This window comes from Kastovskya adunca, from assembly GCF_059505785.1.
In genome coordinates this window covers 112,040-135,082 of the sequence record NZ_JCACLG010000052.1, presented here as the reverse complement: position 1 = coordinate 135,082, position 23,043 = coordinate 112,040, and the positions used below count along the sequence as shown (strand labels likewise).

Sequence of the window (23,043 nt, the reverse complement as noted above, 5' to 3'; positions counted from 1 at the left end):
CCATCTATGAGTTCTGGCGTCATTCACGACCGCGCTATTTTGCTATCTTGTCCGGTTGTTGCTGGGGCTGTAGCGGCAACGACAACACTCCAATTAGGAATCGTAGTTGGCATCTCTTACCTGATAGGTGGACTGTGGCTTTCTCCCGATTTAGATATCCACAGCCGCCCCTTTCTTCGTTGGGGCTATTTGAAATTTTTGTGGATTCCCTATCAAAAAATTGTCCCTCACCGCTCCCGGCTTTCACACAGCGTCCTTCTCGGCACCCTTGGGCGTGTGGGATACTTCATGATCGTGCTTTTTCCCTTCTGGGTACTGGGAATTATCCCCTTACCAGAAGTTAAGGCAGCGCAAATTGCCGCTATAGGCGCGGGATTAGAGTTAAGTGCGTGGTGTCACTTGCTATTAGATAAGAAGTAACCTTCCACACATCAAATCAAAGGGAGGTTCGGTTTATGTTCCCCAGTGACTTTCTAGATACAAATGTCTTTTAATTCTGTGTTTGGTCATACTGCGGTTTTTCAAGCCAAAACAGCAACGGCTCTGTGAAAAATTCCTTGTGGCAAGCATTACATTTAAAACTGATTCGGATACAATCTATTTCGTCAGTTTTCCTGGAGATGTAATCTCTGCTGGTGCAATAGGGGCACCCATACCATTGCACTCGTTTGGTCATTGAGCTGTTGGTTAGTCTACTTCCAGATCTTGGTATTCAGGCAGTATCTTCGGATAGTCCGAAGATACTTTTTTCTTCTCGCCAATGATCAGAGGAAGACCTGAAATAAGATACATGGACTTGCTGGATCAATAGCACCTTCTCGTCAGCTTCTACAACTCTGTAGGACGTTAGGCTTCCTGGCACAGGAATCAGGGTGAAATTGAGAAGACTGGGGACTACCAGCAGTCCTGGCTGGATCGCTTTTGGTGGCATAGGAAGATGGGAGATAGATAACTTCTATTTTATTCCCTCTTTAGGCGTATGCCTTTAGACAGACTTATTTAGAAAACGCAGACTGAAAATTTCTAGGTTTGTGGAGTTTGATTGAGGGGAAGAACTGCATTCTCATTCTATAAATGTCTTACAGACTGGGTGAATTGCGTCCGGAATATGAGCAGATGTTTGCGGAGATCAAAATCCGCTCTAACTGGATCGGGCGAATCCAATCGACTTGCACCAGGATTCAGGAAGGAAGGGAGCGCTACGAGCAGATTGCGAAGGCGGTAAACCCGCTCATGCCCTGGTACTTTCCAGGAATCATACATAGCCTAGAATCTAGCTTTGCTGAGGCACATCTTCACAATGGGGATTCCCTAAAGAGTCGGACTGTGAGAGTGCCTGCGGGGAGACCAACCGCGCCTCCCAATAACGGGATAAGCTACAGCTTCGAGGAATCTGCCGTAGACGCCTTGATGATGCAGAATCATCAAAAGGCACAACAGTGGGATATCGCTGCACAGCTCTGGCGTTTGGAGCTTTACAACGGGTTTGGATATCGGACTAAAAAGATTTTTACTCCTTATTTGTGGAGTAGTACAAATTGGTATCAGCAAGGCAAATTCGTTGCTGATGGTCGATTTGACCAACACGCTTGCTCTGAACAGGTAGGCGCAGCGGCTGTTATATGGTGGCTATTAAAAGAGGCTCCCGAAGAAACCTCACCGCAGAAATTTGATAGTAACGCATCAATTCAACTGACCCAGGCAGCTCAATATTTTCAAGATCTACCTCACCAGACTGCGGCATTGCAATGGCTCCAGTCGCAAACCAACAGTGAGATTTTAGAAGAGTTTGCCAAGCGCTGGCGAGATGCCCCTATACGCCCTTTGAGTATCTTCACGCCTCCATCGGATTTGCCGAAGTTAGCGGTGTTTGAGATGAAGCTGGGGCGATCGCCTCAGTTATTGCTAGGCAATCTCACCTTCTATAACGAGTCGGGGCAGCAGCTTTTAAGGGTCGTTGTTACCAGTGGTGCTTCCGGTTATCAGAGTGCATCGAATTTCTCTAGTCGCGGTCGCGGCCCTTGCCCCCCAGCAAAGAATCTACAGATCAGCACCAACGGCATCTACATCCCAAAAAAGGGAGTAGAGGGAATGTTTTACCCCATCTTGCCGTTCCTAATGCGGGAGTACGGACGTAGCGACATTGGCTTGCACTTTGATGGCAACGTTCCTGGCAGTGCTGGCTGCATTGTTGTTCAGAATCGGCACTCATTTGATTCCTTGGTCGTACCGCTGCTGAACAAGGCGAAGTCGGCTGGTATCGACACTATTCCTTTAGAAATTAAGTACTCCTGATGCAAGTAAAAAATTACTTTTCTACCTCTTCCTTTTGGTCGCTAGTGTCTTTGGTTTCAGCGGCGGTCTATCCCTACGTTCAAGAAGTTGAGGCGGGGGAGAAGCTGTCAGCGTCAATGACAGTGGGATTGATTGTGGCGGTGTCGTCGGCGATCGGGAACGCGATTGGACGACTCAATGCTAATGACACGGTGGTTTATACGCCGCCAGGTGTGCTGGGTTTGAATCGCAGCAATGCAAAGCAGAAGGCGAGAATTCAATCAGCGCCTCTAAATCAATCGAACTTTCCTAAAGCTGTTGATGAGGAGTTTTGGGAAGAGGAGTATTAGATTTGGTAGGCTTTGCCGCAGTTTAGACAATCGAGCATCAGAGCGATTTGAGGAATGCCGCAATGAGGGCAGCGGTTTTCCTTAACCCTCTGTCGCATACGCTCGTTTTGTTCTTCCTGTCGTTTGATGTGGTACTGTCGCCACCTCTCTTCTCTTTCGGCTTCTTTCTGGCGCTTTTGTTCTTGCTTGCGCTGCCACTTCTCTAGCCAAATCTTAGGTAAGAAGTCTGGGTCTTTGCCAAAGATGTAGATTTGCTCCAGAAAATCTATCTTAAATTCCCAGTTACCTTTGAGATTCCAGCCCTGGTATTGGTATCTGCGAGGGTGATTATCCCAGATAATCAACTGGATTTTGTAAGCATCCCAGAGCGCTTGGCGGTGAGTGCGATCGAAACTAATAAGATGGACAGCACCAGGCACAGCAGAAAGAATTTCGTCTGGATCGGCGAAACCCTTTTTCTCAACTAAAAGCTCACAAATACTGCGCCACAGAAATAAGTCTTCGTAGTTCATCACTACAACTTAGTGAACTTATTTTAAATTTTATCGATTTAGGAGAAGCTGGAGAACTAAACCAATACCAGCAATAATTAAGAAGCCTAAGACAACTCCTGAAGCTACAGAGCTGGTCAGGTTTTTTCTTAATATAGAGACTTCTTTCCTAATCTCCTGTAACTCCTGACGCATTGCCGCTAGTTCTGTAACTACTTGATTTTGGGCATTGTTTTGAGGTGGTTTTGATTTTGGATTATTCATGTAGATAGAAAATTATTCTAGAGTTTAGTGTAGTAATGGTACCAGTGGATCTGGATTTTTTCGCAGAGTAAAGCAATAAATAGAAAGTAGTTGCAACAAGAACCTGGAACTGAACTTGGAACTAAAAAACAAGAACCTGGAACTGAACTTGGAACTTGGAACTAAAAAACAAGAACTTGGAACTTGGAACTTGGAACTTGGAACTAAAAAACAAGAACTTGGAACTTGGAACTTGGAACTAAAAATGATGAGCCAATCAGCCCTAACTTTGCAAGCGATTAAAAACTTGATTTCTCTGAGCGAATGTCAGGAGCTTCTGGAGTTTTGTGATATCTGGAGAGAGCAACAAGAAGATGGAGAAGTGGCGCTCATCGTAGATTGCTCTCAAACTAGCAACCTAGACAAACTTTGGGAACAACGCCACTTCATCTTAGATAGCGCTACTTTATTGGGCTTGACTGGAAGATTAATATTTAAAAGGAGAGGATTCCTTTTTGGCTCGGTTTCCTCTCCTTCAATCTATGAGGGGGTGCAACCCAATATGATCTTACCAACAACAACAGCAAACAGTTGCAAGTATGCTGACTTATTACGCATAGCCCTGAACTCGGACTATCCAGCTTATTTTGTCGAGATTCCGCACAATTGGCACTGGGGACAGCCTCAGCGCTGCATCCTGACCAGTTCCCAAGTTACGGATTTTTCGGGACGAATCGCGCCCCGATGGCACGGTGACGACGTGACACTGCTTTTCGATCGTCCCGAATTTGAGAAGCGGCATGAAGCCTTGATGAAAGAGATTTCTACAGCGCCGGAAGGACAACGAACAATCCTTCGTGATTACGAATACCGCTCCTATACCGTCGATCCTACGCGGGATTTACTATGTAGGGCTGAAGAGAGGCTCTACAACGCCGATATAGAAATCACTCAAGTTGAGGATCTCAACCTGTTAGTCTACATTTGCTACTGCAAAGAGCGGCAACCTATCACTTAACCCCATTAGACATTCCGTTGTCTGCCCTCTGCTCTCGCTGAGCAGGGGGATTTTTTTCTCTCAAGCCTGCCGCTTCTAGCCATTCGCTTTCGCGGTAGATGCCTGAATCTTCAAAGGGATCGACTAAAACTCGGATGATCCTGACTTCATCGTCAGACAGAGCGCTATGTTCGCCGGATTGAATCTGACGAAGGCGTTCAACGGACATCTTAGCTGTTTTGGCTTTTTGCATTTCATGCAGTTGAGCCTCTACTTCTTGCTGGGAGAGATTTCTGAAATTGACACACTCCCGAATCATCCTGGCAATATCGGACATAGCACCCTCCTGATCTGGAAACCCTTGCGAACCGCTACAAAATTCATCTGTTGCGATTGTGCAAAGAGCCTCCCAATCATCCTGATAAGTTTTTGAGGCTATTTCAATGTTGTTCTGGCTGAACGTAGCTCTGTAGATGTAAGGAGCCAGAGCCTTGAGAATGTCTTCTTGCGGCTCTCTCAACGAGCCATTCGCATACTTAGCAACGGTGACATGGGAAATACCCGCTCTTTTTGCCAGTTGCCTAGTTGACCAGGAATTGATCGCCAGGGTTGCGCGGATGACCGCCTGCAACCGCTCAATTCCTGCGGCTGTGTAGTTTGGTCGGGGTCTGGTCAATTTTTCAAAATTGAAGACGATCGCTGTCACTGGCTTGCCTACTGCATTTCTTCTTGCTTGGCTTCAGTATAACTTGACTGGTTCCACTGGCACCATTATGATAGTGCTAACACCACTAACACCGCTAACAGCACGAACAATTAGGTGGAACCGTGAACGCAAACAGCGAAAAAAGCCAACAAGTACGACCAAGAATAGATAAAAAGCTGTGGTACCTTGTTCGCCTAGGAGCCGCCCGTCAAGGGGTTTCTGAGCAAGATTGGCTTGCTCAAATCATAGAAAAGGAAGCTGCACGCCAAGGGATAGAAGCGGGTGAGTTTAAGTCACCATGTGAGGTGGCGTGATGGTGCAACAGTGGATCGCTCCTTTAGATTTGGTTGGACTGCCTGGGATGCCAAACACCAGGCGAGGGGTCACAAAAAAACTCGAAAGAGAGTGTGCTAACAGCCGACGTAAGCGCCAAGGGCGGGGCGGAGGATGGGAATATTCCCTGGACTGCTTGCCCACAGAAACACAAGCGGCTTTAAACTCCGAACATTTCTCGATTGAGTCCGAACATTGCTCGGCAAGCTCCGAACATTATGAAAATCCTCCAGTAGTTGTAGCTCCCCAACCAATTCAAACCGAAACCTTTATTGAGGACTCTGATACACAGATTCCCGCAGGCGAAAAAGCCCAAAAGCGAATTGATGCTTGGGTTTACGTGCTACGGGAGTGGGAAAACTTTTGTAACAACGAGGGGTTGAAGAAAATTGAATGCCAGTTCGAGTTCTGTCGCCGCTACAAGGCTGGAAAACTTGATATTCCTTCAGATGTTCGCGAGATTCTTCCCAAGAATCTCTCAAGAATGACGTTGGAGCGGAAGCGCCAACAGCTAGAAAAAGAAGGGGTCAATCGACTGGCGGGAAAGCACGGGCACCGCAAAGGAAGATCAAAGGTTGATGAGCGCTTTGCGGTGCGCGACGTAATTACTGCGATGCTCATCGACTTCCCCCATGCCTCGACACAGGATGTCTTCTTGGCGCTAGAAGGCAGATTTGAGCGCGAGATTCTTCCTTCACTTCGCACTATCCAGCGGTGGGTAGCGAGCTGGAGGGAGGAGAACGAGAATCTCCTTCTGGCAACTAGCAATCCAGACGCCTGGAAGTCAAAGCGGATGGTAGCTTTTGGACGCTACTCGGAGAATATCAAGTATCCAAATCAGCTCTGGGAGCTGGATAGCACCCCTGCCGATATCCTTCTGGAAGATGGGCGATATAACATCGTCGGTTTGATCGATGTCTACACGCGCCGAGCAATGTTGCTGGTAAGCAGGACGAGTAAGGCAAGCGCGATCGCCGCTCTTCTCCGCCGTGCGTTACTCGAGTGGGGAGTCCCAGAAGTTGTAAAGACCGACAACGGTAAAGACTACACCAGTCGCCATCTACTAAGGGTTTTGGCTGGTCTGGACATCAAGCAAAAACTCTGCCAACCCTTCCATCCCTGGCAGAAACCCCATATCGAAAGGTTTTTCAAAACTTTCTCTCACGACATTCTCAAGCTCTTACCTGGCTACGTCGGACACAACGTTACTGAACGTCGGGAACTGGAAGCGCGGCATTCCTTTGCTGATCGCCTATTCCAGAAAGACAAGACGCTTGAGCTGCGAATCAGCAACATTGAATTTCAGCAGTTCTGCGATCGCTGGTGCGATGACGATTACCAGCACCGCTCTCATGAAGGTCTGCAAGAGCAAACGCCCTTCCAAGTTCTGACCAACAGCCGCGCATCCATCCGAACGATAGTGGATGAAAGAGCTTTGGATATCCTGCTTGCCGAAGCCCCTGGCGGCAACGGTATGAGAAGAGTCCAAAAACGCGGCATTCAGCTAGAGGGAGCTTGGTTCATTTCTCCAGAACTGGAGGCGTTCATCGGGCAATCCGTCCAGGTGCGCTTTGATCCTCACGACTTGGGACGCCTCTATATATTTGGCGGCTCCGATCTTCGCTTCATCTGCGTTGCTGAATGCCCAGAAAGAACAGGCATCAGTCGGAAAGAGGTTGCCATCGCTGCTAGAACTCTACAGAAGCAGCGGATTTCAGCAGGGCGCAAAGCCCTCAAGGCGATCGCCAAAAGGGCAAACACTGGCGAAATCGTCGAACAGATTTTATCCCACCGAGAAGAAGCTGCAAATCAGTTGGCAGCGTTCCCCGCGCCATCTGAAGAACACAGCAGCAAGGGCTTGCGAGCAGCCCAAGAGGCAGTTGAAGCTTTGCGAGAACCGACTTTACCTCAACCTCCCTCTGAGGAAGAGCTAGAGCGCGAACTCGCAGCTTTAGAAGCCATCGAAAAAACAGCCACGCCCAAGTTTCAGATTCGGGATTCCGAGTACTGGTACGCGCTTTGGTCGGAAATCGAAGCGGGGCAAATTATTCCAGCGTCTGAAGTGACTTGGATGAAGTACTGGCTGACAGAAACTGCCGCTGGCGAAGGCATCCAACTCTATTTGAAGCCCCTCAGGCTTCAGCAGATCTTGGAACGCTTGCAGGAAGCCGTTGTCGCCATTGACGGTGACAAACAGCTAGCAGTATGAAAAATCCCTCTGGCACCGGGAGTCAACCAACACCAGAGGGCAAAAACCACACGTTTTGAGGACATTATAAATGCGAAATGAACTAGCCAAGACAAGAAACATCCGACTCCTCTCAGAAACCCACAAGGAATTGATCAATCTTCCCTCTCGTGTCAAAGAAAGAATGGGTATTATTTACGGTCAAAGTGGACTCGGAAAAACGACGGCGATCGCTTGGCTTGCCGTCCAGGTCAGCGGCATTTATCTAGAGGCTTCATCGAATTGGACGCCCTACTCAATGTTGGGCGACCTTGCTCACGAGTTGGGCGCAGTACCAATGCGCTCAGCCAAAGCAACTGAAGACCTTGTTATTGATCGCTTGAGAGCGGCTGAAGCCCCTCTCTTCATCGACGAGGTAGACCGGATTGTGGACAATGTCCGCTTACTGGAAACCCTTCGCAGTGTCCACGACAAAGCAGGCATCCCAGTCATTTTGATCGGAATGCAGAACCTCGATCAAAAACTTGCAAAGCGAGAACAACTCTCCAGCCGACTAGCAAAGAAACTGAAGTTCCTACCCTGCGACATCAGTGATGCCAAGTCGTTGGCGCAAACCTGCTGTGAAGTAGGCATTGAGGAAGATTTAATTGCTGAAATTCACAGCAGATGTAAAGGGTCAGTCCGCCGCATCATTGTTGAGCTTGCCAAAGTAGAGGCTTTTGTCAAGAGCCAGCGCTGGGAAGCCTGTAACAAAGTTCAGTGGGACGCCTACTTAGAACGCCAAGGAGGTAAGCGGTAATGATCAACGACTTCTTCTGCGGACATTTCAGCTTAGTTAGACACGGCAATCAGGTGGGATGTTGCGATTGCAATCGCTGGTTCTCTTTGAATAGTCCAGTCGGCAAACGTTATCTAGCAAATCATTCAGTCTCACCAATTATCAAAGATATTCATCAGTCGCTTTTGAATGGTCATCAGCAGCTCCAGCAGATAGATGGGACATCAGATATCGAGAAGCTTGCAGAATTTATCAATCGACGAGAGGTGGAGCGATGCGAGGACAAGTAGTAGGGCGGATTTACACAGCAGCTTTTTGTTCTGTCCTCCACGATCTTTTGGAGGAGATTCGGGGATACGAATCAGAGGTTTTCAGTGCCTCTAAGGCAGCTCTAACGGATCAAGAAATCGAACTCATCGCTGCTGAAATCATCCAAGAAGCATCCCAATCAATGATTTCTGGATACAGCCTGATGAGTTGCCTATCAAATCTTCGGTATGGCAACCGGATGGGAGGGCAAGATGAAACCCGGTAATCCCATCCCCAGAACACTTACTTGGCAAAGAATGCAGAAGTTAGGCGAATTTACTTTGCGAGATTTAGCTGATTGTGCCTCTCGTGGTTTTCTTCAGCAGTATGTTCAAGAGCTGGAGAAAGCCAGCTACTTGAAGAAATTAAACCCCAATAGGGCAGGCAGACAAATAACCCGATATCAGCTCATCTACAATACTGGCGCACAAGCACCAATTGTAGCCAGTGGCGAGGTAGTAGATCCCAACAAACAGAAAAGCCCGGATAAGCAAACTCGTTGCTGGCAGGCGATGCGAGTTTTGAAAGTCTTTTCTCAAGCTGATCTACAAACGTGCGCCGAAATTGATGAAGATTTTGCCTACGAATACTGTGCTGCCTTGATTCGGGCTGGCTTCCTGACTAGCAACGGAGGCGGACGGAAAGGCTCGGAATATCGCCTTGTTAGAAATACTGGGCCTCTAGCCCCAGTATTGCAATTGCAAAAGGGTCAGATTTACGACCCAAACATTAATACAACAATCTGTTCAGTTCGCAAAAACAAAAAGGAGATAGCCAGTGCTTAAACTCAGTCAATTCATGCCTTCCGATTTGGCAAAACTATCTTACGACTCCCAGCAGCAATTTGAAGAGTATCAGAAGTTCATCGCTGCTAATCCTGACAAAGCAGGGGATGCAGCTATAGCCATCTATGTAAGTTACCTGGAACTTCAAGGCAAGTACGACCAGTTAATGAAGCAGAAAAATATCACCGCCTGATGAGACTGCTGGCCCAGTAGTCGAAACGCCCCACCTGGGGTGTAGCGGATGGGCAACCATACGCAGTGTAATCTCCCAATTAACGGGGGAGGCTGTCCTCCCCTCTTTTTTAAAGATGCTTCAACTCTATGACCGTGTGATTGTTACCAAACCGAATAGCGAGTGGAACGGGCGCATTGGTTCGGTTCACGAGATCAGTGCATCAAATAATACTGTCTGTCTATTTTTCTGGGGCCAAGATTTTTTCGACGCCACAGAGAACACCTGGAAAAAACGGCTTCACATTTTTTCCTTTGGGCAAATCAGAAAGATTTCTAACTACTAGGAGGCTCTATGCCAGAACTAAATGAACTAAATCAAGTGCCTGAGTGGGCACGCCCAAAACAACAAAGCTCAATTATTTTTGACGGAATGCCCCGACGCTATCGAGCGGCACTCCTAGATGGAACCTTCATTTTGGATGACAATGCCATTGGGCAGGAATTGCAAGCCCAAATATTTGACTACGGTTGGATGAATAAGCCGCAATACAATGGCGGCATTACTCCGACCTACGAGATATTATTCCTGGACTCCAGCAAGATTATTTCCCTCCTCAGGAAGATTGGGGGGCTGTGATGGAAGAAATATCCCCGCAGCTAGTCATTACATTCCTGCAAAGTTACTGCCAGGGTGCCAGTAAAGGGATGCGAGGGGCAGATTTAATAGAAGCGATGACAAAAACCCTGGCTACTCCTTCCAAAATCCGGAGGCTACGGCATGTAGTCTCCGAATTAAGAGACCAAGGATTCGCAGTTTGCTCAACGCCAGAAACAGGGTACTACTGGGCAAGTAGCAGCGAAGAAATCAATGGTGTTTGCAAATGGCTTCATTGTCGAGCGGTAACTTCTTTGCGAATTATTGGCAGGCTCAAGCGGAATGTTCCTGCCTTGGAAGGGCAGCTATCCCTACCGATCGCCGCCCTTAATCCACAGATTCCACAGGTGTCTGGGGTTAATTACTCGCGCCCCGTTCAAATCAGTTTGGTGGCGCACATCCCCCAAGAACTCCACCAAATCCTTAAACAGTATGCCGAGGCTCACAACCTCGATACTAATGAGCTTTACACCCAGGCGATCGCCGCCTTCCTATTCCAGCAGGGAGTCTTAGATGTTGCGGAAGTTTACAGCCAAAGCCTAGAAAATGGAAGTACAGACCACAACTAAGCTCTTTCGATCATTGGGGCTTCTATGGAAAGCGAATCCTTACCCGCAGAAGAGAGAAAACGGCTTTTAGCTAAGATTCACGTTGCTAAAAAGCAATTGAAACTTAGTGAGGAAGCTTATCGAGCATTTCTTCAGGGTGTAGTCGGGGCATCTTCTTGTAAGGATTTGGATATTTCAGGCTTAAATGCGGTTCTCAACGCATTTAAAGCCAAAGGATTTAAAACGCGCCTCAGCCCCGCATCCAGCCATAAACCGCGCAAGGATCAAACAGATAAGATCCGAGCGCTATGGATAGAACTCCACAACGCTGGAAAAACCGAGGATGGGAGCGAACCAGCGCTGAATGTCTGGATAAAACGGATGACAGGTATAGAGCGCCTGGAATGGACAAATAAAAAACAGCGAATTGTATTGATTGAATCTTTGAAAAAATGGCTCGAACGTTGAAGAAGCCGTACCAGTCCCCACCGCCTGCTTTTCAAATAGGCGATCGCGTTTTCTACGAGGGGCAGAGATATTCGGTTGTGGCATCCAGTCACGCCCACGTGCAACTAGAGGGACTTGAAAATGCAGTGCCTGCCTGGTGCTGCAAGTTAACATTTAGGAGAAATGGGGATGGTAGAACACCAAGAAATCGACACTAGGCTCATCAGGAGAGATGGTGGAACACAAACCCGCGCCAAACTCCACGAAGAAACTTTGCAGGAGTACAAAAGAGCCTGGGAAAATGGCATAACTTTGCCGCCTATCGATTTGTTTTTTGATGGTCTGAATTACTGGTTAGGTGATGGCTACCATCGCCTAACCAGTAAAGAACAGAGAGAAGAAAAAACCATTGCTGCCAATATTTACCAAGGGACTCAAAGAGATGCAGTTCGACATTCTCTTCAAGCCAACTCTCGGCACGGCTTGCCTCGCTCCGCTGCCGACAAACGTAGAGCAGTAATTCGAGCGCTCAAAGATGAAGAGTGGTCGCAATGGTCAAATGTAGAGATTGGTCGGCTTTGTAATGTAGACGAAAAATTAGTTCGCAACATCAAGATCGAGCTTATGAAATTAACTTCGGACAAACCGAAGGAAGAAATAGCTCAAAAAAATGGCGTTGAGATTGAGGATTTGCAAATTGCTAAAGAACGGGTGGAGAATGCGCCCCAGAAGCGCAAAGCCACCCGCAACGGCAAGACTGTCCAGATGAATACTACCAATATTGGAGAATCTTCCAAGTCAAAAGCCGACGAGAAAGAGCAGGAGATGCCTGCTGCGTGGCTGGAAACCGGAGACTTTGAGGTACAAGTTGACAGTCAGGTTCCTCTCACTGTGGGCGTTTCATTCACTCCAGATCTTAAAGGAATTGCCCATCATTTTAGTTTTACGGGAGTCATCAGTGAAACTGGCTACCGCTCTGAGTATGTGAACACAAAAAATAGCCAAATTTTAAACCTGTACGATACCCCTCAAAAGTTTGCTGAAGCTTCTGTGTGCCAGTGGTATGAGGAACTAGCAAAAACACTGTCCAAGCGCTTTAGGCCCGGAACAGAAGTAGAAGTCGTTTACGGAGATCAGGTTCGCGGCCCTTTTCTAGACTACATACACAGAAAGGGAGTTGTAGAGAAGTTTAAAGGAAACTCTCCCCACGACCAGGCATGTGTTCTCCTCTATGGAAAGCGAAACCTCAGAGAGAAAAAGGTATTTATCCCCTATGTGTTTCTTAAAGCAGTTGAGCTAGAAAGCCAACCTAAGTTCAAAGAAGGTCAGATCGTCTGGTATCCCCTGAATGGTCAGTGTTTTGAGATTAAGGAAGTTCGCTCAGTCAAAAAACATGGATTGACACACTGGCAGTACAAAATCGATTTCTTCTCAGACAAAGATTATTGGATGGAAGAATATTGGGCGAAGGCAATTGAATCAGGAGATTATCTCGTTGATAAGCATGGGTCTATCGCTATTGTCGCTGAAGTGCAAGAGCAAGGAATTCGCCTAGATTGGACAGGCGAGGGGTCTTGCCCTAGCCCCGCCAGCGGCGAAAATTGGCATGATTGGCAAAAGGACAGAGCGACTATCCTCACTTACAAGCTCTACAGTGACGGACAGAAGCCATCAACGGCAGTCAAGAAAGACATCACCCAAGTTACTACAGCTAGTGAAATGGACGCCTACATCGACCTGGTGGGCTGGTTAGAGATGGCTAAAGAGTTTGCTGAAAGTAACACAGAAGAAAGATGTCGAATTCGCAAGTTTTACCCTGGTATCTATCAAGTCATAGAACCCCATGTTGGGGCGGTATTAGTCGAGATAATTAGGCGAGAGGATGATAATTCTCTTGCTGCCCTGGCAAACTACCAGAAGCAAGTTAGTCAGGATGGGAAAGTTACACCCTTGGCGACTCTCATTGAATGTTCCTCGCCGGAGGAACTAGCTGAGTATTTAGAAGCCATTGGGGTAGAAGTAGCATTTGAGGAAATTCGAGAGTTGAGGGAAGAGCGCGATCGCCTAGACAAGGAAGTCAACGAGCTTCATGCCAAGAACGGCGACTTAGATTTAAAGCTGACGAACCTTCGTTTTGAGTTGGAAGAGTTGCAGCAAGAAGTTGAAAGCTACGTAGCAGAGTAACAATGAACAAATCCACAGCATCCAAAATTCGCCTTGCAAGTGATCGCCTGCAATTTATCCACCAAAACATAAAATCCTATCAGGTTGTTATTCCCTTGCTAGATGAACCTTATCAACTAGCTCTATCGGTGATGGATTTTGATGAGGAAGAAGATCCTAGGGAAGTAGCTAAAGTTCTAGGCCTCAACTGGCAAACTGTCGTTCAAATTAGGCGAGCATTAGCAGGCTAGATGTTACGAAATTCAATAAAGAATGTTCCCCTAGCCTTTGCAGGTTAGGGATTTTTTTATATAGATGAAGAGTCTATGAAGTCAGTATTCATACATACGACACGCAATCAGCCAAAAGATAGATTTAATCTACCTCCCGACTCCACGAAAAAACTAAGCCTGGATAAAACGGGGGAGGAAAAGCAACCTTATAAGAGATCCCCCAATGAACGTAGTGACAGTCGTGGAAGAAGAGACGCAACAAGAAATTTGGAATGCCATTGACCAGAAAGATCTACCGTCGTCGATGGATGAATTGCTTGACTTAATTGGTTTCGAGAAGACAATGATTCTTCTCAAGATTTGGGCAGGCAAAAAGCTTTATATATCGAAAAAAGTTAAAGCCGAGCATCGTCTAATCCCTCTTATAGGAGAAGTAGCAACGACGAAGCTGTGCGGCGAGTACGGCGGCGACTACCTGAGATTCCCAACAGCGCGATCGGCTCGTGCATCGGCGAGACATGCCGTAATTCGGTTGCACCATAAGGAAGGAGAAACTACAGGTAATCTGGCTCGGAAATACAAAATCAATCCGAGATATGCCGCTAAAATCATCGAAGCCGCACAGAAGAAGAACTGATTTTCTTAGTATAACGGCAACATCATTGGGGTGATGAGCGAAACAACGATATGCCCCGCCGTTCAACAATTCTCCAGCTTCCAGAAGAAATAAGACTTGATTTGGATCGCCGTCTCATAAGCGGCGGATTTTCCAACTACCAGGGACTAGCGGAGTGGCTGAACGAGCGGGGTTTTTCTATCTCTAAATCAGCTATCCATCGCTACGGGAAAGAGTTCCAGGAGCAACTTGACAGCCTGAAGATAGTCACCGAGCAGGCGAAGGCAATTACAGAAACAGTCGGCGACGATGAGAACGACCTGGCTGATGCCCTCACTCGACTGACTCAACAGAAAATCTTTAAAGCCTTATTAGACCTAGAACTAGAGAATGACGGAGAGCTTACCTTAGATAAACTGGGGCGTACGGTTGCAACCCTAAATCGCTCTAGTGTGACAGTGAAGCGCTTCCGGGCGGAAGTGCTGGAGAAAGCTAAAGCCACTGCTGACAAAGTGGCAGCGACTCTCAAGACAAAAGGAATGAGCGACGAAACCGCCGCTAATATTCGCGCTCAAATCCTAGGAATTGCTCAATGAGAATCTCGGAACTAGGACTGGCACCGGAAGAAGTGCCGAAAATCCTTCTGCCCTACCAGCAGCGCTGGCTGGCAGATACGAGCGGTATTAAGCTCTATACAAAGTCACGGCGGATAGGAATTTCTTGGACAGAGGCTAGCGATTGCGCTCTAGCAGCGGCTCAGACCAACGGCGAAAACACCTACTACATTGGCTATGAGAAGGAGATGTCCAGGGGCTTTGTAGAGGATGCTGCTGATTGGGCAAAAGCCTATAACATAGCTGTTTCGCAAATCGACGAAGATGAGGAAATTTTCCGGGATGGGGACGAAGATAAGAGTATCCTTGTCTTCCGGATTCACTTTAACTCCGGCTACAAGATCGAAGCCCTCTCCAGCAGTCCGCGAAATCTGCGATCGCGCCAAGGTCGAGTAGTCATTGATGAGGCATCCTTCCACGATGATTTTCCAGGTTTATTCAAAGCTGGTAAAGCGCTCCGACTATGGGGCAGTCATATTCATATCATTACGACCTACAACGGCATTGAAGAGCCTTACTACGAACTAGAGCAGGATGTCATCAAAGGCAAGTTTCCCTACTCACGACATTTCACCGACTTCAACCGGGCACTAGAAGAGGGATTATACGGGCGCATTTGCCTGGTAATGGGGAAGAAGTGGAGTGCAGAAGCAGAGGCAGAGTGGAAGGAACAAACCATTGAGGAATTTGGGGATGATGCTGACGAGGAACTCTTTTGCATCCCCAGCCGCAGCGGAGGAGTTTATTTCCCCAGAGTTTTAGTCGAGCAATGTATGTCCGCCGAGACTCCGGTTTTGCGTCTCAGCTTGCCGGATGAATTTGCGCTCAAGTCCGAGGAAGAGCGTTTCTCGGAGATGCAAGACTGGCTGGAATTTCACCTCGCGCCCCTTTTAGACACACTTCATCCCCATCTCCGCTCCTCCTACGGCATGGACTTTGGGCGATCAGGGGACTTGTCCTACATCATTCCGTTGCAAGAGCAACCGAACTTAGTGAGGAAAGCCCCTTTCGGTCTAGAACTACGGAACGTTCCTTTTAAACAGCAAGAGCAAATTTTGTTTTACCTCGCAGACCGCCTGCCGAGATTTGTTGGCGGCTCTCACGATGCGCGGGGTAATGGTCAGTATCTGGCTGAGGTAGCGATGCAGCGCTACGGTATCAGTCGCATCAGCCAAATCATGCTGACGAACAACTGGTATTTGGAGAACATGCCCAAATACAAGTCAGCACTTGAAGATCGTTCAATCCTATTGCCGGAAGATTCTGACTTACTGCTTGACCATAGATGCGTTGTCGTTGAGCGTGGCGTACCTAAAGTGCCCGATAGCAAACGCAAACGCGGCACCGATGGAAAGCAGCGGCATGGAGATGGGGCGATCGCTGCCGCTTTGGCTTGGCACGCTAGTAATAACGATCAAGAAGAAGGGTATAAAAGCCAAGGCTCAACGTCGTTTGATGCCTGGTAGTTTGATTGCGGGGCCTGAGAACTAAGCCTGATTTTTTTAATTGCCATCCATGACAGTTAATGAGAAGCTTCTCAACTGACATGGACGAAAACTGGGCTTATTACACCGGAGACACTTTCAAGTTTTGGACGGGGCCGCGCCCACCTCAGAATCACCCCAAGTATTCCGATGTCATAGCGCAACTTCAGAGCGTCTATCACTCCTATAATTTGATCCGCGAGACGGCTCATCATTATAGAGATGCCTTAATCGGACAGCCGTTTAATTGGTATTTGAAAGGGACTAACGGAGAGAAGGTAGAGGAATCAAAAACTGAGGCTCTAATCCAATCTTGGTGGGATTGGCAAAGGCATCTAGCCGTCTCTCAAAACACAAATCAAGGAAAGCCGATTGCCGAAGCTGTCACCCAAATGCTTGTCCGGGGAGATGGTAACGGAACGGGAACAGGATATTTGCGGCTCTATTCTCCTAAGCGCTACGCAGAAGCATCAGAATCCTGGAAACGGATCGTTTTGCACTGCCCATCACCAGGATCAGTAATCACCGAACGAGATGACGACGGCATCCTCTACAAAGCTACCTACTGTCACAGCAAAGGAAAGGAAATATACACCCTCCTGGATAACGGGCAGTGCGAAGTTCAAGTACAGGAGGGCAAAGCTGAAAAAGAACCCTACACAATTGATTTAGGCGGACGACTGCCAATATTTGAGCTACGCAGTTCTTGCTTGTTCGGTATTGATGCCAAACAAGCACAGAACAGCATCAACAAGACGTTAACAATGAAAAGCGTCAATAACAACATGGCAGGTTTTCTGGAGCGGGTCATTCTAAACGCCCAGATGCCGGGGCGCTGGGAAGAAGACCCTTCCGCTCCTGGTGGCGAAAGATTCGTTACTGAGCCTGGAGCAATAGAATTTGGAGCAAACAAACTTGCCTTCATTCAGGGATTACCCTTGGGCGATCCAAGAAATCCTGTAGGGTATACGAACCCTTCTATTCAGTACCGGGAACCTGTCGGCGTTCAGACTTTCGGCGACTCTATAAATATTGATATCGCCTGTTTCTATCGCTCAGTTGGCTTAGGGCACCTGCTGGTATCCGATGATGGCAATCTGTCAGGAATCAGCCGAGAAACAGTTAAACAAGACTTTTTAACCCGCCTTGAGGGTTACTCGGAGGTTGTAGAAGCCGCTCTCAGCGAGGTTTTTGCCACCGTCTTGTTATTGCTGGATGAGCCAAATTACACGCCAGTTGTTGAGCTAAAGCTAGCTACCGGGAAGCCGCTTCCAGAAGAGAGGCAGGTAAACCGCGACGACTACAACGCCGGATTGCGATCACGTACTACTGCAATGAGCGAGGCAGGCATTAGCGATCCAGATGCTGAATGGGAATTAATCAAGCGGGAGAGGAAAGAAGACATGAAACGGATGCCTTCAGCTCCTTTTAGCTCTGATGAATTTAATCAGAAACAACCACAACAGCAACAAGAACAAGAGGCAAATGATGCGACATGAGCGAAGCATCTGCCACGCTTGTTGCTCGGTACGACCGAGTAACTGCTGACCTGGAAAGTAGTGCTGTAACACGATTGGATGCAGCACTAGAAAATTCGTATTCCCAACTGGAAACGCAACTGCTGACTACTTACCCCGCAATCGGGGCAAATGACTCGCTGCTGGCGACTCAAAGAGCGCTACTGATTCAAAGCGAACTGAAGGATTTACTTTCGTTCGTTAACCCCAACAATCGAGCCGAATACGAGCGGGAATTTCAGCAACTACTACAAACCTCTAGCCAGAATGGGACAACCTTAGCAGAGGAACTGCTTGCTCTTAGTGAAGGGGAATCTTTTGTCAAGGCTACTGCCACAGTCCCTATTGAGGCAGTAGCTTTTGCTGCACGCGATTCTGTTAGCCGTTTATCTAAACACACAGAAGAATTTCGCAATCGAGCAACCGGGTTAATTCAACTGGGATTAATTCAAGGTTGGGGTGTGCAGCGCGTGGCGCGGGAGATGCGTAATCAGCTTGGGATTACCAAAGGGCAGGCAGAGCGCATTGTCCGCACGGAGACGCTCAACGCAACAGATAACGCGACTCGCTTCACCTATAAGCAAAATGGCATTGAATACGTCCAGCGGATTGCAACCCAAGATGAGCGGGTTTGTGGATTCTGTGCTGCCCGTGCTGGGCAGGTTTACCCGATTGAGCAAGCACCAGCAGTCATCCACCCCTACGACCGCTGTTACAACCTGCCCTGGAAACCTGAGTGGGAGCAAAATGGGCTGATCGACAATGCTTGGATTATTCGCCACGCCCAAGATTGCCAGAAAAAAACTCCAGACCAGATCAACTACGGCGCTGCTCCCTTTGAACGTGCAGGAGGATTAGCACCGCTCAAGCCTGTCTGGATACCGGGTAAAGGCTATCAAGACCCAGAGGTACAGCAACAGGGTTACAGTTCAGCGCTAGCTGGATTAGTGGCATCTCTTCTGCCACAAAAATCAGACGCCCTACCCTTACCGTTTCCAGTTCCAGAAGAAAAAACTAATCAAGCTTTAAAAAACTTAGTAATTGGTTCAGCGATTGTTGGTGTTTCACTAACTGCCTATTACTTCGCTAAAGAACGCTATCGGCAGGGAATTAAAGAATCTGTTCGTATAGCGAAGAACATGGTTCCCGACCTAGAAGCAGAACTGAAAGATTTAGACCTGAGCGACAAAGGAGGTATCACTTTCATTGTTGGTGGTTTTTTTGGTCGTAAAGGTAAGGGTTCAACAGTTCTGAACGGTGTTTTTAAAGCCATTTTTCCCAAAGATGACTATCAAGTTGCTTTTGAGTACCCAGAATTTGATACAGAAGTTCCCATCGAAAACGATCCTACTGGCATTTTTCACGCATCTAGAGCAGTCTCCAAAATGATATCTACTGCAATTGTCAGTGGTCGCAATCCTGCGGCTGTCAGACTTGCAGCAACAGCAGCGGCTTATTACAAGAAATATGGGATTCCTGCCAATTTTATTGGTTATTCCTCTGGAGGAAAAATTATTGAGGAAGCTATTCTCCTCTGTAATGAGATGGATATTCCTGTTAAAGGGTTATCGTTTGGTAGCCCTGGCTTTGGTTTTATTGAAGCCAATCTTTCTCCAGGACAGTACATCAACTTAATGGGGGCAGGGGATATATTGCGCTCATTTTTACCTATAAACACCATTGAAATTTCTGATGTTAAAAGTCACGATCTTAACGAGTATTTTTCTAGCGATCAAGCCATTTTAGAAGTTTATAAACACTTTGGGTTACTAGAACGTTTAGAAAGACAGCAGTTTCGTCAAGAACAGGAAACAGAACAACAGCGCCAGGAAAAACTTAAGAGAGCCGAACAACAAAGACAAAACTTACTAGACGAATTTCTGATCGATATCTGGGATGAGACACCAGCTCCACTGCCAGGAATCGAGCCTTTACTGGCATCTCCAGAAGGACAAGAAGCTAGAAAGGTGTTACGAGGTGAATTACCCAGGCTTGCCTTACCTCCTGCTCTCATTCCTTTAGATCTGACAGAAACAGAGCATAGGGAGCTAGAAAAGCGAATTGCCGACAATGTTTACAAACTTGCTTTACAACAATCTCAATCGGAAGAAAGGGCTTACGCTCGGCTAGCAGAAGGACGCATCCGCCAGCGAATTGCTGAAATTAATCAGCAGGCTCTTCCGCCTCAACCCAAGCTGCAAGCGCTTCGCAAAGCAGTCTATGAAGAGATTCAGCCTATTGCCAACGCCTCTAAGAACATCAAGCCCCCTGGTGCCTCTGATGAAGAGGAAATGCATTCATTCCGCTTTGCTGGCGTCAACTGGCACGGCAGCGGTGATTTAAAAGAATCATCACGGGATTTGGATCTGCTGCGGCAGTTTGCCGGATTGGATCTACCTCCAGAGCTGACTAGGAATCTCAAAAATATTTATCTAACGCGGCAGCAGAATGCTTACGAACGCTTTTGGCGCAAAAAGCTCAAGCTGCCTACCGCAAAGGTTCCCGCAACAGTCAATTTAGAGGATGGCTCTGTCAGTTTCTACTCAGGGCAAGCCAAAAAAGATGAACTACTCCGACAGATGGCTTACCTCAAGGCTTATCAAGAGTGGGGAAGTCTGGCACCGCCAAAAAACTCCGAGTACTGGCAAGCCATGCAGAAGGAGCGTGCCACGACTGGCTATGGACTAACAGGGGCAGCACAGGACTTTGCCGATTCAGTCAAAGAATTTTTTGTTTCTCCAGACCACCTCAAACGCTTTTCTCCTGCACGGTATGAAGCGATCGCTCGGATGCTCAAGTATCGGCATCCAGAAAAGCCCAAGCCAGTAGCCCCACCACCGGAAAGTAGACCAGATACTCGCAGCCCTCAGATTGTTAGCGATGTGCGGATTCAGACGGAACAAGTCAGCAAATCTATCCAAAAAGCCAGCCAACAGGCGGAAGTCTTGGCTGCTAAACAGCGCACAACAGCTAAGGCGAGAAAGGCTATTGCAGATGGACAGCAAGCCATTGCCAAGTTTCAGGGTAAGCAAGAATCTGCCCTCGAACAAGCCCGAATTCAATCGCAGCGCATTGAGGAAGCTAATCGAGAGGTAGAGGCTCTAGAGACCAACTACCGCCGTATCGCCGACCCATTAGGCGTTCCTTACTTTGACAATGCTCCCCAGCAAATCAAAGCGCTGCAAAAGCAGGCAAAATCTATTGACCGGGAAATCCGAGCCTTAGAGAAATCAGGAGCTGATGCAGCGGCTGTCCGCAGTAAGGCTCAAAAGTTACAAGCGCTATTAAGTGATCTCACTACTCGCCGAGATACTCTCAAATCTGACGGAAAGAGCAAGCAAGTTCAGCAAGAAATTGACGGATTAACGCGATCATTCGACGAGGCTCAACAGTCACTCATTGAGGCAGACCGTTCCCCAGAGCGCTCTCAGGCTTTGAGAGGATTGCAGCGAATCCGAGAACAGATCGGCGATTTATCAGTGGTATCTCCCCAGGAACTCCACCGGAGGGATTTAGCACCCCGTATTCAGGAGCTGGAGCAACTGGCAAGCAGTTTGGAAGAGGTACAGCGCCGCGCCAGCAACTCTCGCAGTCAGCTTGCTGATTTGCAGCGCCGTGTTCAAAAGCTGCCCACAAGGGTAGACCAACTCGACTCCAGCAAACGCCAGCAGTATGAGCAATCCCTGGCGCTGAGACAAACGCAAGGCAAACTACCTAAGAAAGTTAACAACTATCGACTTCTGAGGCAAAACTATAGCGATCGCCTCAACACCAAGCGCCAGGAGCAGCAAAAGTTAGCAGACGACTATGTGCTGCAACGGCAATCAGCATCGAACAACATGGCTAGCAAGGTAGAGCGAAATTTACAAATTATCGAGAGAAATTTGATTGCCCTGCGTACCTATCCGCCGCGAGTAGTGGCACTGCTGATTGATTCCAAGCAATGGGAAGCAGGGGAGATTCCCTCCGATTTGGCGATCGTGTATGAGGGTCAATCCGATTCTCCTAAAAACCGCCTGCGTAAAGAAGCCGAAAGGGTCAGCAAACTTATCGGTCAGATCAACGGCACAATCACCGCTCTAGAAAAGGATTTGGATTATCCAAACGAAGTCTCGCGCCAAACACTGCAAAGAGCAGAGCAATTTGCTACTGAGTGGCAGCAGATTCGCGATGCAGCAGCGACTGAAGGCAGCACATCAGATGCTCGACTTAAACGACTTCTGGAGAAGCCAGAAACCACCTCTGTAGCCGATCTGCTGCAATACAGCCAGAAGATACTCAACGATTTGGAGACCTGGAATCAGGAGTACGTGAGGATCTTACTGGATGACGAAGAAGCTGACCCCGCCACCATAATTAGCCAATCTGAAACCTACAGCCGCGCTCGCAATGCCTTCCAGGAAGAATTGACCGCCGCAAGGGCAGAAATTGCCCAGTGGATTGAAGAGGGCTTGGCAGATAGTGCCGCCATCAAGCAGCGAGCAGAAAGCGATTTGTCACAACCGTTAATTTATGAAATTGATGGCAAAGCTCGAACGGCAGAAGAACTGCAAGCCCAACTTACTGAACTGAGAGCGAGAGTCAAGCAAGACTTCCTTACTTTCGCTCAACCCTCGCAAGAGCCAGAGTTTGCCCTCACAGAAGAAGGACAAGCAGAAGCAGCAGAGAGACAGACAGTTTCGGAGCGTGAACAACGCCGTCGTCAGCAAATTGAAAGCGATTCTCGCTTGCAAACTCTCCGCCGAGAGCTTGCAGAAAATACGCGGGAACTGCAACGCCGACGCGAGGCAGCAGAGCGGGGAGCCACCGCTAAAGAGCGGCGATTTGGGCAAAGAACTGCCAGGCTTGAAGCGAAGCGTCGGCAGTTACAGTCTGATATCCAAATTCGCCTAGAGGAGTTATCTGATGAAAATTGAACGAGTAGAAGGGTCAACGCCTAACAATGGGGCTTATGCGCTGGTGTACTACCAAGCTGCTGATGGGAGTCCGGTAGAGAAGAAGCAAGCCGTCAGAGGGGAGATAGTCGAGTTCTCAGCTAAAGATAAGCCAATCGCCGTATCCTTCATAGTTCTATCCCCTGAAAAATCTGAGACTGAATCTTAAAAAGTTAGCGCCCCACAATGAGCCTAGAACTATAA

At 47.8% G+C, this 23,043-nt stretch carries 26 protein-coding genes; 22 read left to right on the top strand and 4 right to left on the bottom strand.

Going from position 1 to position 23,043, the window contains the following annotated elements; all coding sequences use genetic code 11:
* Positions 1-6: 6 nt before the first annotated feature.
* Positions 7-420, top strand: a complete 414-nt coding sequence (locus tag AC5JR3_RS20500) for a metal-binding protein (RefSeq protein ID WP_495848418.1) — start codon at positions 7-9, stop codon at positions 418-420.
* A 292-nt stretch (positions 421-712) separates the two neighbouring features.
* Here AC5JR3_RS20500 and AC5JR3_RS20495 read toward each other — a convergent pair whose 3' ends face one another.
* Entirely contained in the window at positions 713-931 is a 219-nt protein-coding gene (locus tag AC5JR3_RS20495) for a hypothetical protein (protein WP_495848417.1), read from the bottom strand.
* A gap of 143 nt (positions 932-1,074) precedes the next feature.
* Between AC5JR3_RS20495 and AC5JR3_RS20490 the strand changes: the two genes are divergently transcribed.
* Both AC5JR3_RS20490 and AC5JR3_RS20485 read left to right on the top strand, forming a co-directional pair.
* Positions 1,075-2,295 carry a hypothetical protein gene (locus AC5JR3_RS20490; protein WP_495848416.1) on the top strand — a complete coding sequence of 407 codons (1,221 nt, stop codon included), beginning with the start codon at positions 1,075-1,077 and terminating at the stop codon, positions 2,293-2,295.
* Positions 2,295-2,624 (top strand): hypothetical protein, encoded by a 330-nt coding sequence (locus AC5JR3_RS20485; RefSeq protein ID WP_495848415.1) that lies wholly within the window; start codon positions 2,295-2,297, stop codon positions 2,622-2,624. The genes AC5JR3_RS20490 and AC5JR3_RS20485 overlap by 1 nt, the downstream gene beginning before the upstream one ends.
* Here the strand turns inward: AC5JR3_RS20485 and AC5JR3_RS20480 are convergent.
* Both AC5JR3_RS20480 and AC5JR3_RS20475 read right to left on the bottom strand, forming a co-directional pair.
* Positions 2,621-3,136: a hypothetical protein gene (locus AC5JR3_RS20480; protein ID WP_495848414.1), complete on the bottom strand. Its 516-nt coding sequence runs from the start codon at positions 3,134-3,136 to the stop codon at positions 2,621-2,623. The genes AC5JR3_RS20485 and AC5JR3_RS20480 overlap by 4 nt on opposite strands.
* A 30-nt stretch (positions 3,137-3,166) precedes the next feature.
* Positions 3,167-3,379, bottom strand: a complete 213-nt coding sequence (locus tag AC5JR3_RS20475) for a hypothetical protein (protein ID WP_495848413.1) — start codon at positions 3,377-3,379, stop codon at positions 3,167-3,169.
* 244 nt (positions 3,380-3,623) lie between these two features.
* On the opposite strand from AC5JR3_RS20475, the gene AC5JR3_RS20470 reads away from it, so the two are divergent.
* A complete protein-coding gene (locus tag AC5JR3_RS20470) occupies positions 3,624-4,376 on the top strand; it encodes a hypothetical protein (RefSeq protein ID WP_495848412.1) in 753 nt (250 codons plus the stop codon).
* Here the strand turns inward: AC5JR3_RS20470 and AC5JR3_RS20465 are convergent.
* A complete protein-coding gene (locus AC5JR3_RS20465; protein ID WP_495848411.1) occupies positions 4,369-5,061 on the bottom strand; it encodes a helix-turn-helix domain-containing protein in 693 nt (230 codons plus the stop codon). The two genes, AC5JR3_RS20470 and AC5JR3_RS20465, sit on opposite strands and share 8 nt — an antisense overlap.
* 122 nt (positions 5,062-5,183) lie before the next feature.
* On the opposite strand from AC5JR3_RS20465, the gene AC5JR3_RS20460 reads away from it, so the two are divergent.
* The 18 genes from AC5JR3_RS20460 to AC5JR3_RS20375 all read left to right on the top strand — a co-directional run bounded on the left by AC5JR3_RS20460 (position 5,184) and on the right by AC5JR3_RS20375 (position 23,008).
* Positions 5,184-5,375, top strand: a complete 192-nt coding sequence (locus AC5JR3_RS20460) for a hypothetical protein (protein ID WP_495848410.1) — start codon at positions 5,184-5,186, stop codon at positions 5,373-5,375.
* Positions 5,375-7,603 (top strand): transposase, encoded by a 2,229-nt coding sequence (locus tag AC5JR3_RS20455; RefSeq protein ID WP_495848409.1) that lies wholly within the window; start codon positions 5,375-5,377, stop codon positions 7,601-7,603. The genes AC5JR3_RS20460 and AC5JR3_RS20455 overlap by 1 nt, the downstream gene beginning before the upstream one ends.
* Before the next feature lie 70 nt (positions 7,604-7,673).
* The gene (locus AC5JR3_RS20450; protein ID WP_495848408.1) at positions 7,674-8,381 is read left to right on the top strand and encodes an AAA family ATPase; all 708 of its coding nucleotides are present in this window, start codon (positions 7,674-7,676) and stop codon (positions 8,379-8,381) included.
* Entirely contained in the window at positions 8,381-8,650 is a 270-nt protein-coding gene (locus AC5JR3_RS20445; protein ID WP_495848407.1) for a hypothetical protein, read from the top strand. The genes AC5JR3_RS20450 and AC5JR3_RS20445 overlap by 1 nt, the downstream gene beginning before the upstream one ends.
* A complete protein-coding gene (locus AC5JR3_RS20440; RefSeq protein WP_495848406.1) occupies positions 8,635-8,895 on the top strand; it encodes a hypothetical protein in 261 nt (86 codons plus the stop codon). The genes AC5JR3_RS20445 and AC5JR3_RS20440 overlap by 16 nt, the downstream gene beginning before the upstream one ends.
* Entirely contained in the window at positions 8,858-9,454 is a 597-nt protein-coding gene (locus AC5JR3_RS20435) for a hypothetical protein (protein WP_495848405.1), read from the top strand. The genes AC5JR3_RS20440 and AC5JR3_RS20435 overlap by 38 nt, the downstream gene beginning before the upstream one ends.
* Positions 9,447-9,647 carry a hypothetical protein gene (locus tag AC5JR3_RS20430; protein ID WP_495848404.1) on the top strand — a complete coding sequence of 67 codons (201 nt, stop codon included), beginning with the start codon at positions 9,447-9,449 and terminating at the stop codon, positions 9,645-9,647. Before AC5JR3_RS20435 ends, AC5JR3_RS20430 begins: the two co-directional genes overlap by 8 nt.
* A gap of 333 nt (positions 9,648-9,980) precedes the next feature.
* Positions 9,981-10,265, top strand: a complete 285-nt coding sequence (locus tag AC5JR3_RS20425; protein WP_495848403.1) for a hypothetical protein — start codon at positions 9,981-9,983, stop codon at positions 10,263-10,265.
* On the top strand, positions 10,265-10,852 hold the full coding sequence (locus AC5JR3_RS20420) for a DUF2811 domain-containing protein (protein WP_495848402.1): 588 nt from the start codon (positions 10,265-10,267) through the stop codon (positions 10,850-10,852). The genes AC5JR3_RS20425 and AC5JR3_RS20420 overlap by 1 nt, the downstream gene beginning before the upstream one ends.
* Before the next feature lie 24 nt (positions 10,853-10,876).
* Complete coding sequence (locus AC5JR3_RS20415) at positions 10,877-11,299, top strand: gp16 family protein (RefSeq protein ID WP_495848401.1); 423 nt, start codon at positions 10,877-10,879, stop codon at positions 11,297-11,299.
* Positions 11,300-11,467: 168 nt separating this feature from the next.
* Positions 11,468-13,462 carry a hypothetical protein gene (locus AC5JR3_RS20410; RefSeq protein WP_495848400.1) on the top strand — a complete coding sequence of 665 codons (1,995 nt, stop codon included), beginning with the start codon at positions 11,468-11,470 and terminating at the stop codon, positions 13,460-13,462.
* 2 nt (positions 13,463-13,464) lie between these two features.
* Entirely contained in the window at positions 13,465-13,692 is a 228-nt protein-coding gene (locus tag AC5JR3_RS20405) for a hypothetical protein (protein ID WP_495848399.1), read from the top strand.
* Between the two features lie 205 nt (positions 13,693-13,897).
* Positions 13,898-14,311, top strand: a complete 414-nt coding sequence (locus tag AC5JR3_RS20400) for a Mor transcription activator family protein (RefSeq protein WP_495848398.1) — start codon at positions 13,898-13,900, stop codon at positions 14,309-14,311.
* A gap of 50 nt (positions 14,312-14,361) precedes the next feature.
* A complete protein-coding gene (locus tag AC5JR3_RS20395; protein WP_495848397.1) occupies positions 14,362-14,886 on the top strand; it encodes a DUF3486 family protein in 525 nt (174 codons plus the stop codon).
* Positions 14,883-16,370, top strand: coding sequence for a hypothetical protein (locus AC5JR3_RS20390; RefSeq protein ID WP_495848396.1), 1,488 nt, complete (start codon positions 14,883-14,885; stop codon positions 16,368-16,370). The genes AC5JR3_RS20395 and AC5JR3_RS20390 overlap by 4 nt, the downstream gene beginning before the upstream one ends.
* 59 nt (positions 16,371-16,429) lie before the next feature.
* Entirely contained in the window at positions 16,430-17,887 is a 1,458-nt protein-coding gene (locus tag AC5JR3_RS20385; RefSeq protein WP_495848395.1) for a hypothetical protein, read from the top strand.
* Positions 17,884-22,821 (top strand): minor capsid protein, encoded by a 4,938-nt coding sequence (locus AC5JR3_RS20380; protein WP_495848394.1) that lies wholly within the window; start codon positions 17,884-17,886, stop codon positions 22,819-22,821. The genes AC5JR3_RS20385 and AC5JR3_RS20380 overlap by 4 nt, the downstream gene beginning before the upstream one ends.
* Complete coding sequence (locus AC5JR3_RS20375; protein WP_495848393.1) at positions 22,811-23,008, top strand: hypothetical protein; 198 nt, start codon at positions 22,811-22,813, stop codon at positions 23,006-23,008. Before AC5JR3_RS20380 ends, AC5JR3_RS20375 begins: the two co-directional genes overlap by 11 nt.
* The last annotated feature ends 35 nt before the right edge of the window (positions 23,009-23,043 follow it).

Bases quoted from the DNA above. Each gene is read 5' to 3' on its own strand.
- AC5JR3_RS20500 (WP_495848418.1), top strand. From the start codon at position 7: ATGAGTTCTGGCGTCATTCACGACCGCGCTATTTTGCTATCTTGTCCG.
- AC5JR3_RS20495 (WP_495848417.1), bottom strand. From the start codon at position 931: ATGCCACCAAAAGCGATCCAGCCAGGACTGCTGGTAGTCCCCAGTCTT.
- AC5JR3_RS20490 (WP_495848416.1), top strand. From the start codon at position 1,075: ATGTCTTACAGACTGGGTGAATTGCGTCCGGAATATGAGCAGATGTTT.
- AC5JR3_RS20485 (WP_495848415.1), top strand. From the start codon at position 2,295: ATGCAAGTAAAAAATTACTTTTCTACCTCTTCCTTTTGGTCGCTAGTG.
- AC5JR3_RS20480 (WP_495848414.1), bottom strand. From the start codon at position 3,136: ATGAACTACGAAGACTTATTTCTGTGGCGCAGTATTTGTGAGCTTTTA.
- AC5JR3_RS20475 (WP_495848413.1), bottom strand. From the start codon at position 3,379: ATGAATAATCCAAAATCAAAACCACCTCAAAACAATGCCCAAAATCAA.
- AC5JR3_RS20470 (WP_495848412.1), top strand. From the start codon at position 3,624: ATGATGAGCCAATCAGCCCTAACTTTGCAAGCGATTAAAAACTTGATT.
- AC5JR3_RS20455 (WP_495848409.1), top strand. From the start codon at position 5,375: ATGGTGCAACAGTGGATCGCTCCTTTAGATTTGGTTGGACTGCCTGGG.
- AC5JR3_RS20450 (WP_495848408.1), top strand. From the start codon at position 7,674: ATGCGAAATGAACTAGCCAAGACAAGAAACATCCGACTCCTCTCAGAA.
- AC5JR3_RS20445 (WP_495848407.1), top strand. From the start codon at position 8,381: ATGATCAACGACTTCTTCTGCGGACATTTCAGCTTAGTTAGACACGGC.
- AC5JR3_RS20440 (WP_495848406.1), top strand. From the start codon at position 8,635: ATGCGAGGACAAGTAGTAGGGCGGATTTACACAGCAGCTTTTTGTTCT.
- AC5JR3_RS20435 (WP_495848405.1), top strand. From the start codon at position 8,858: ATGGCAACCGGATGGGAGGGCAAGATGAAACCCGGTAATCCCATCCCC.
- AC5JR3_RS20425 (WP_495848403.1), top strand. From the start codon at position 9,981: ATGCCAGAACTAAATGAACTAAATCAAGTGCCTGAGTGGGCACGCCCA.
- AC5JR3_RS20420 (WP_495848402.1), top strand. From the start codon at position 10,265: ATGGAAGAAATATCCCCGCAGCTAGTCATTACATTCCTGCAAAGTTAC.
- AC5JR3_RS20415 (WP_495848401.1), top strand. From the start codon at position 10,877: ATGGAAAGCGAATCCTTACCCGCAGAAGAGAGAAAACGGCTTTTAGCT.
- AC5JR3_RS20410 (WP_495848400.1), top strand. From the start codon at position 11,468: ATGGTAGAACACCAAGAAATCGACACTAGGCTCATCAGGAGAGATGGT.
- AC5JR3_RS20405 (WP_495848399.1), top strand. From the start codon at position 13,465: ATGAACAAATCCACAGCATCCAAAATTCGCCTTGCAAGTGATCGCCTG.
- AC5JR3_RS20400 (WP_495848398.1), top strand. From the start codon at position 13,898: ATGAACGTAGTGACAGTCGTGGAAGAAGAGACGCAACAAGAAATTTGG.
- AC5JR3_RS20395 (WP_495848397.1), top strand. From the start codon at position 14,362: ATGCCCCGCCGTTCAACAATTCTCCAGCTTCCAGAAGAAATAAGACTT.
- AC5JR3_RS20390 (WP_495848396.1), top strand. From the start codon at position 14,883: ATGAGAATCTCGGAACTAGGACTGGCACCGGAAGAAGTGCCGAAAATC.
- AC5JR3_RS20385 (WP_495848395.1), top strand. From the start codon at position 16,430: ATGAGAAGCTTCTCAACTGACATGGACGAAAACTGGGCTTATTACACC.
- AC5JR3_RS20380 (WP_495848394.1), top strand. From the start codon at position 17,884: ATGAGCGAAGCATCTGCCACGCTTGTTGCTCGGTACGACCGAGTAACT.
- AC5JR3_RS20375 (WP_495848393.1), top strand. From the start codon at position 22,811: ATGAAAATTGAACGAGTAGAAGGGTCAACGCCTAACAATGGGGCTTAT.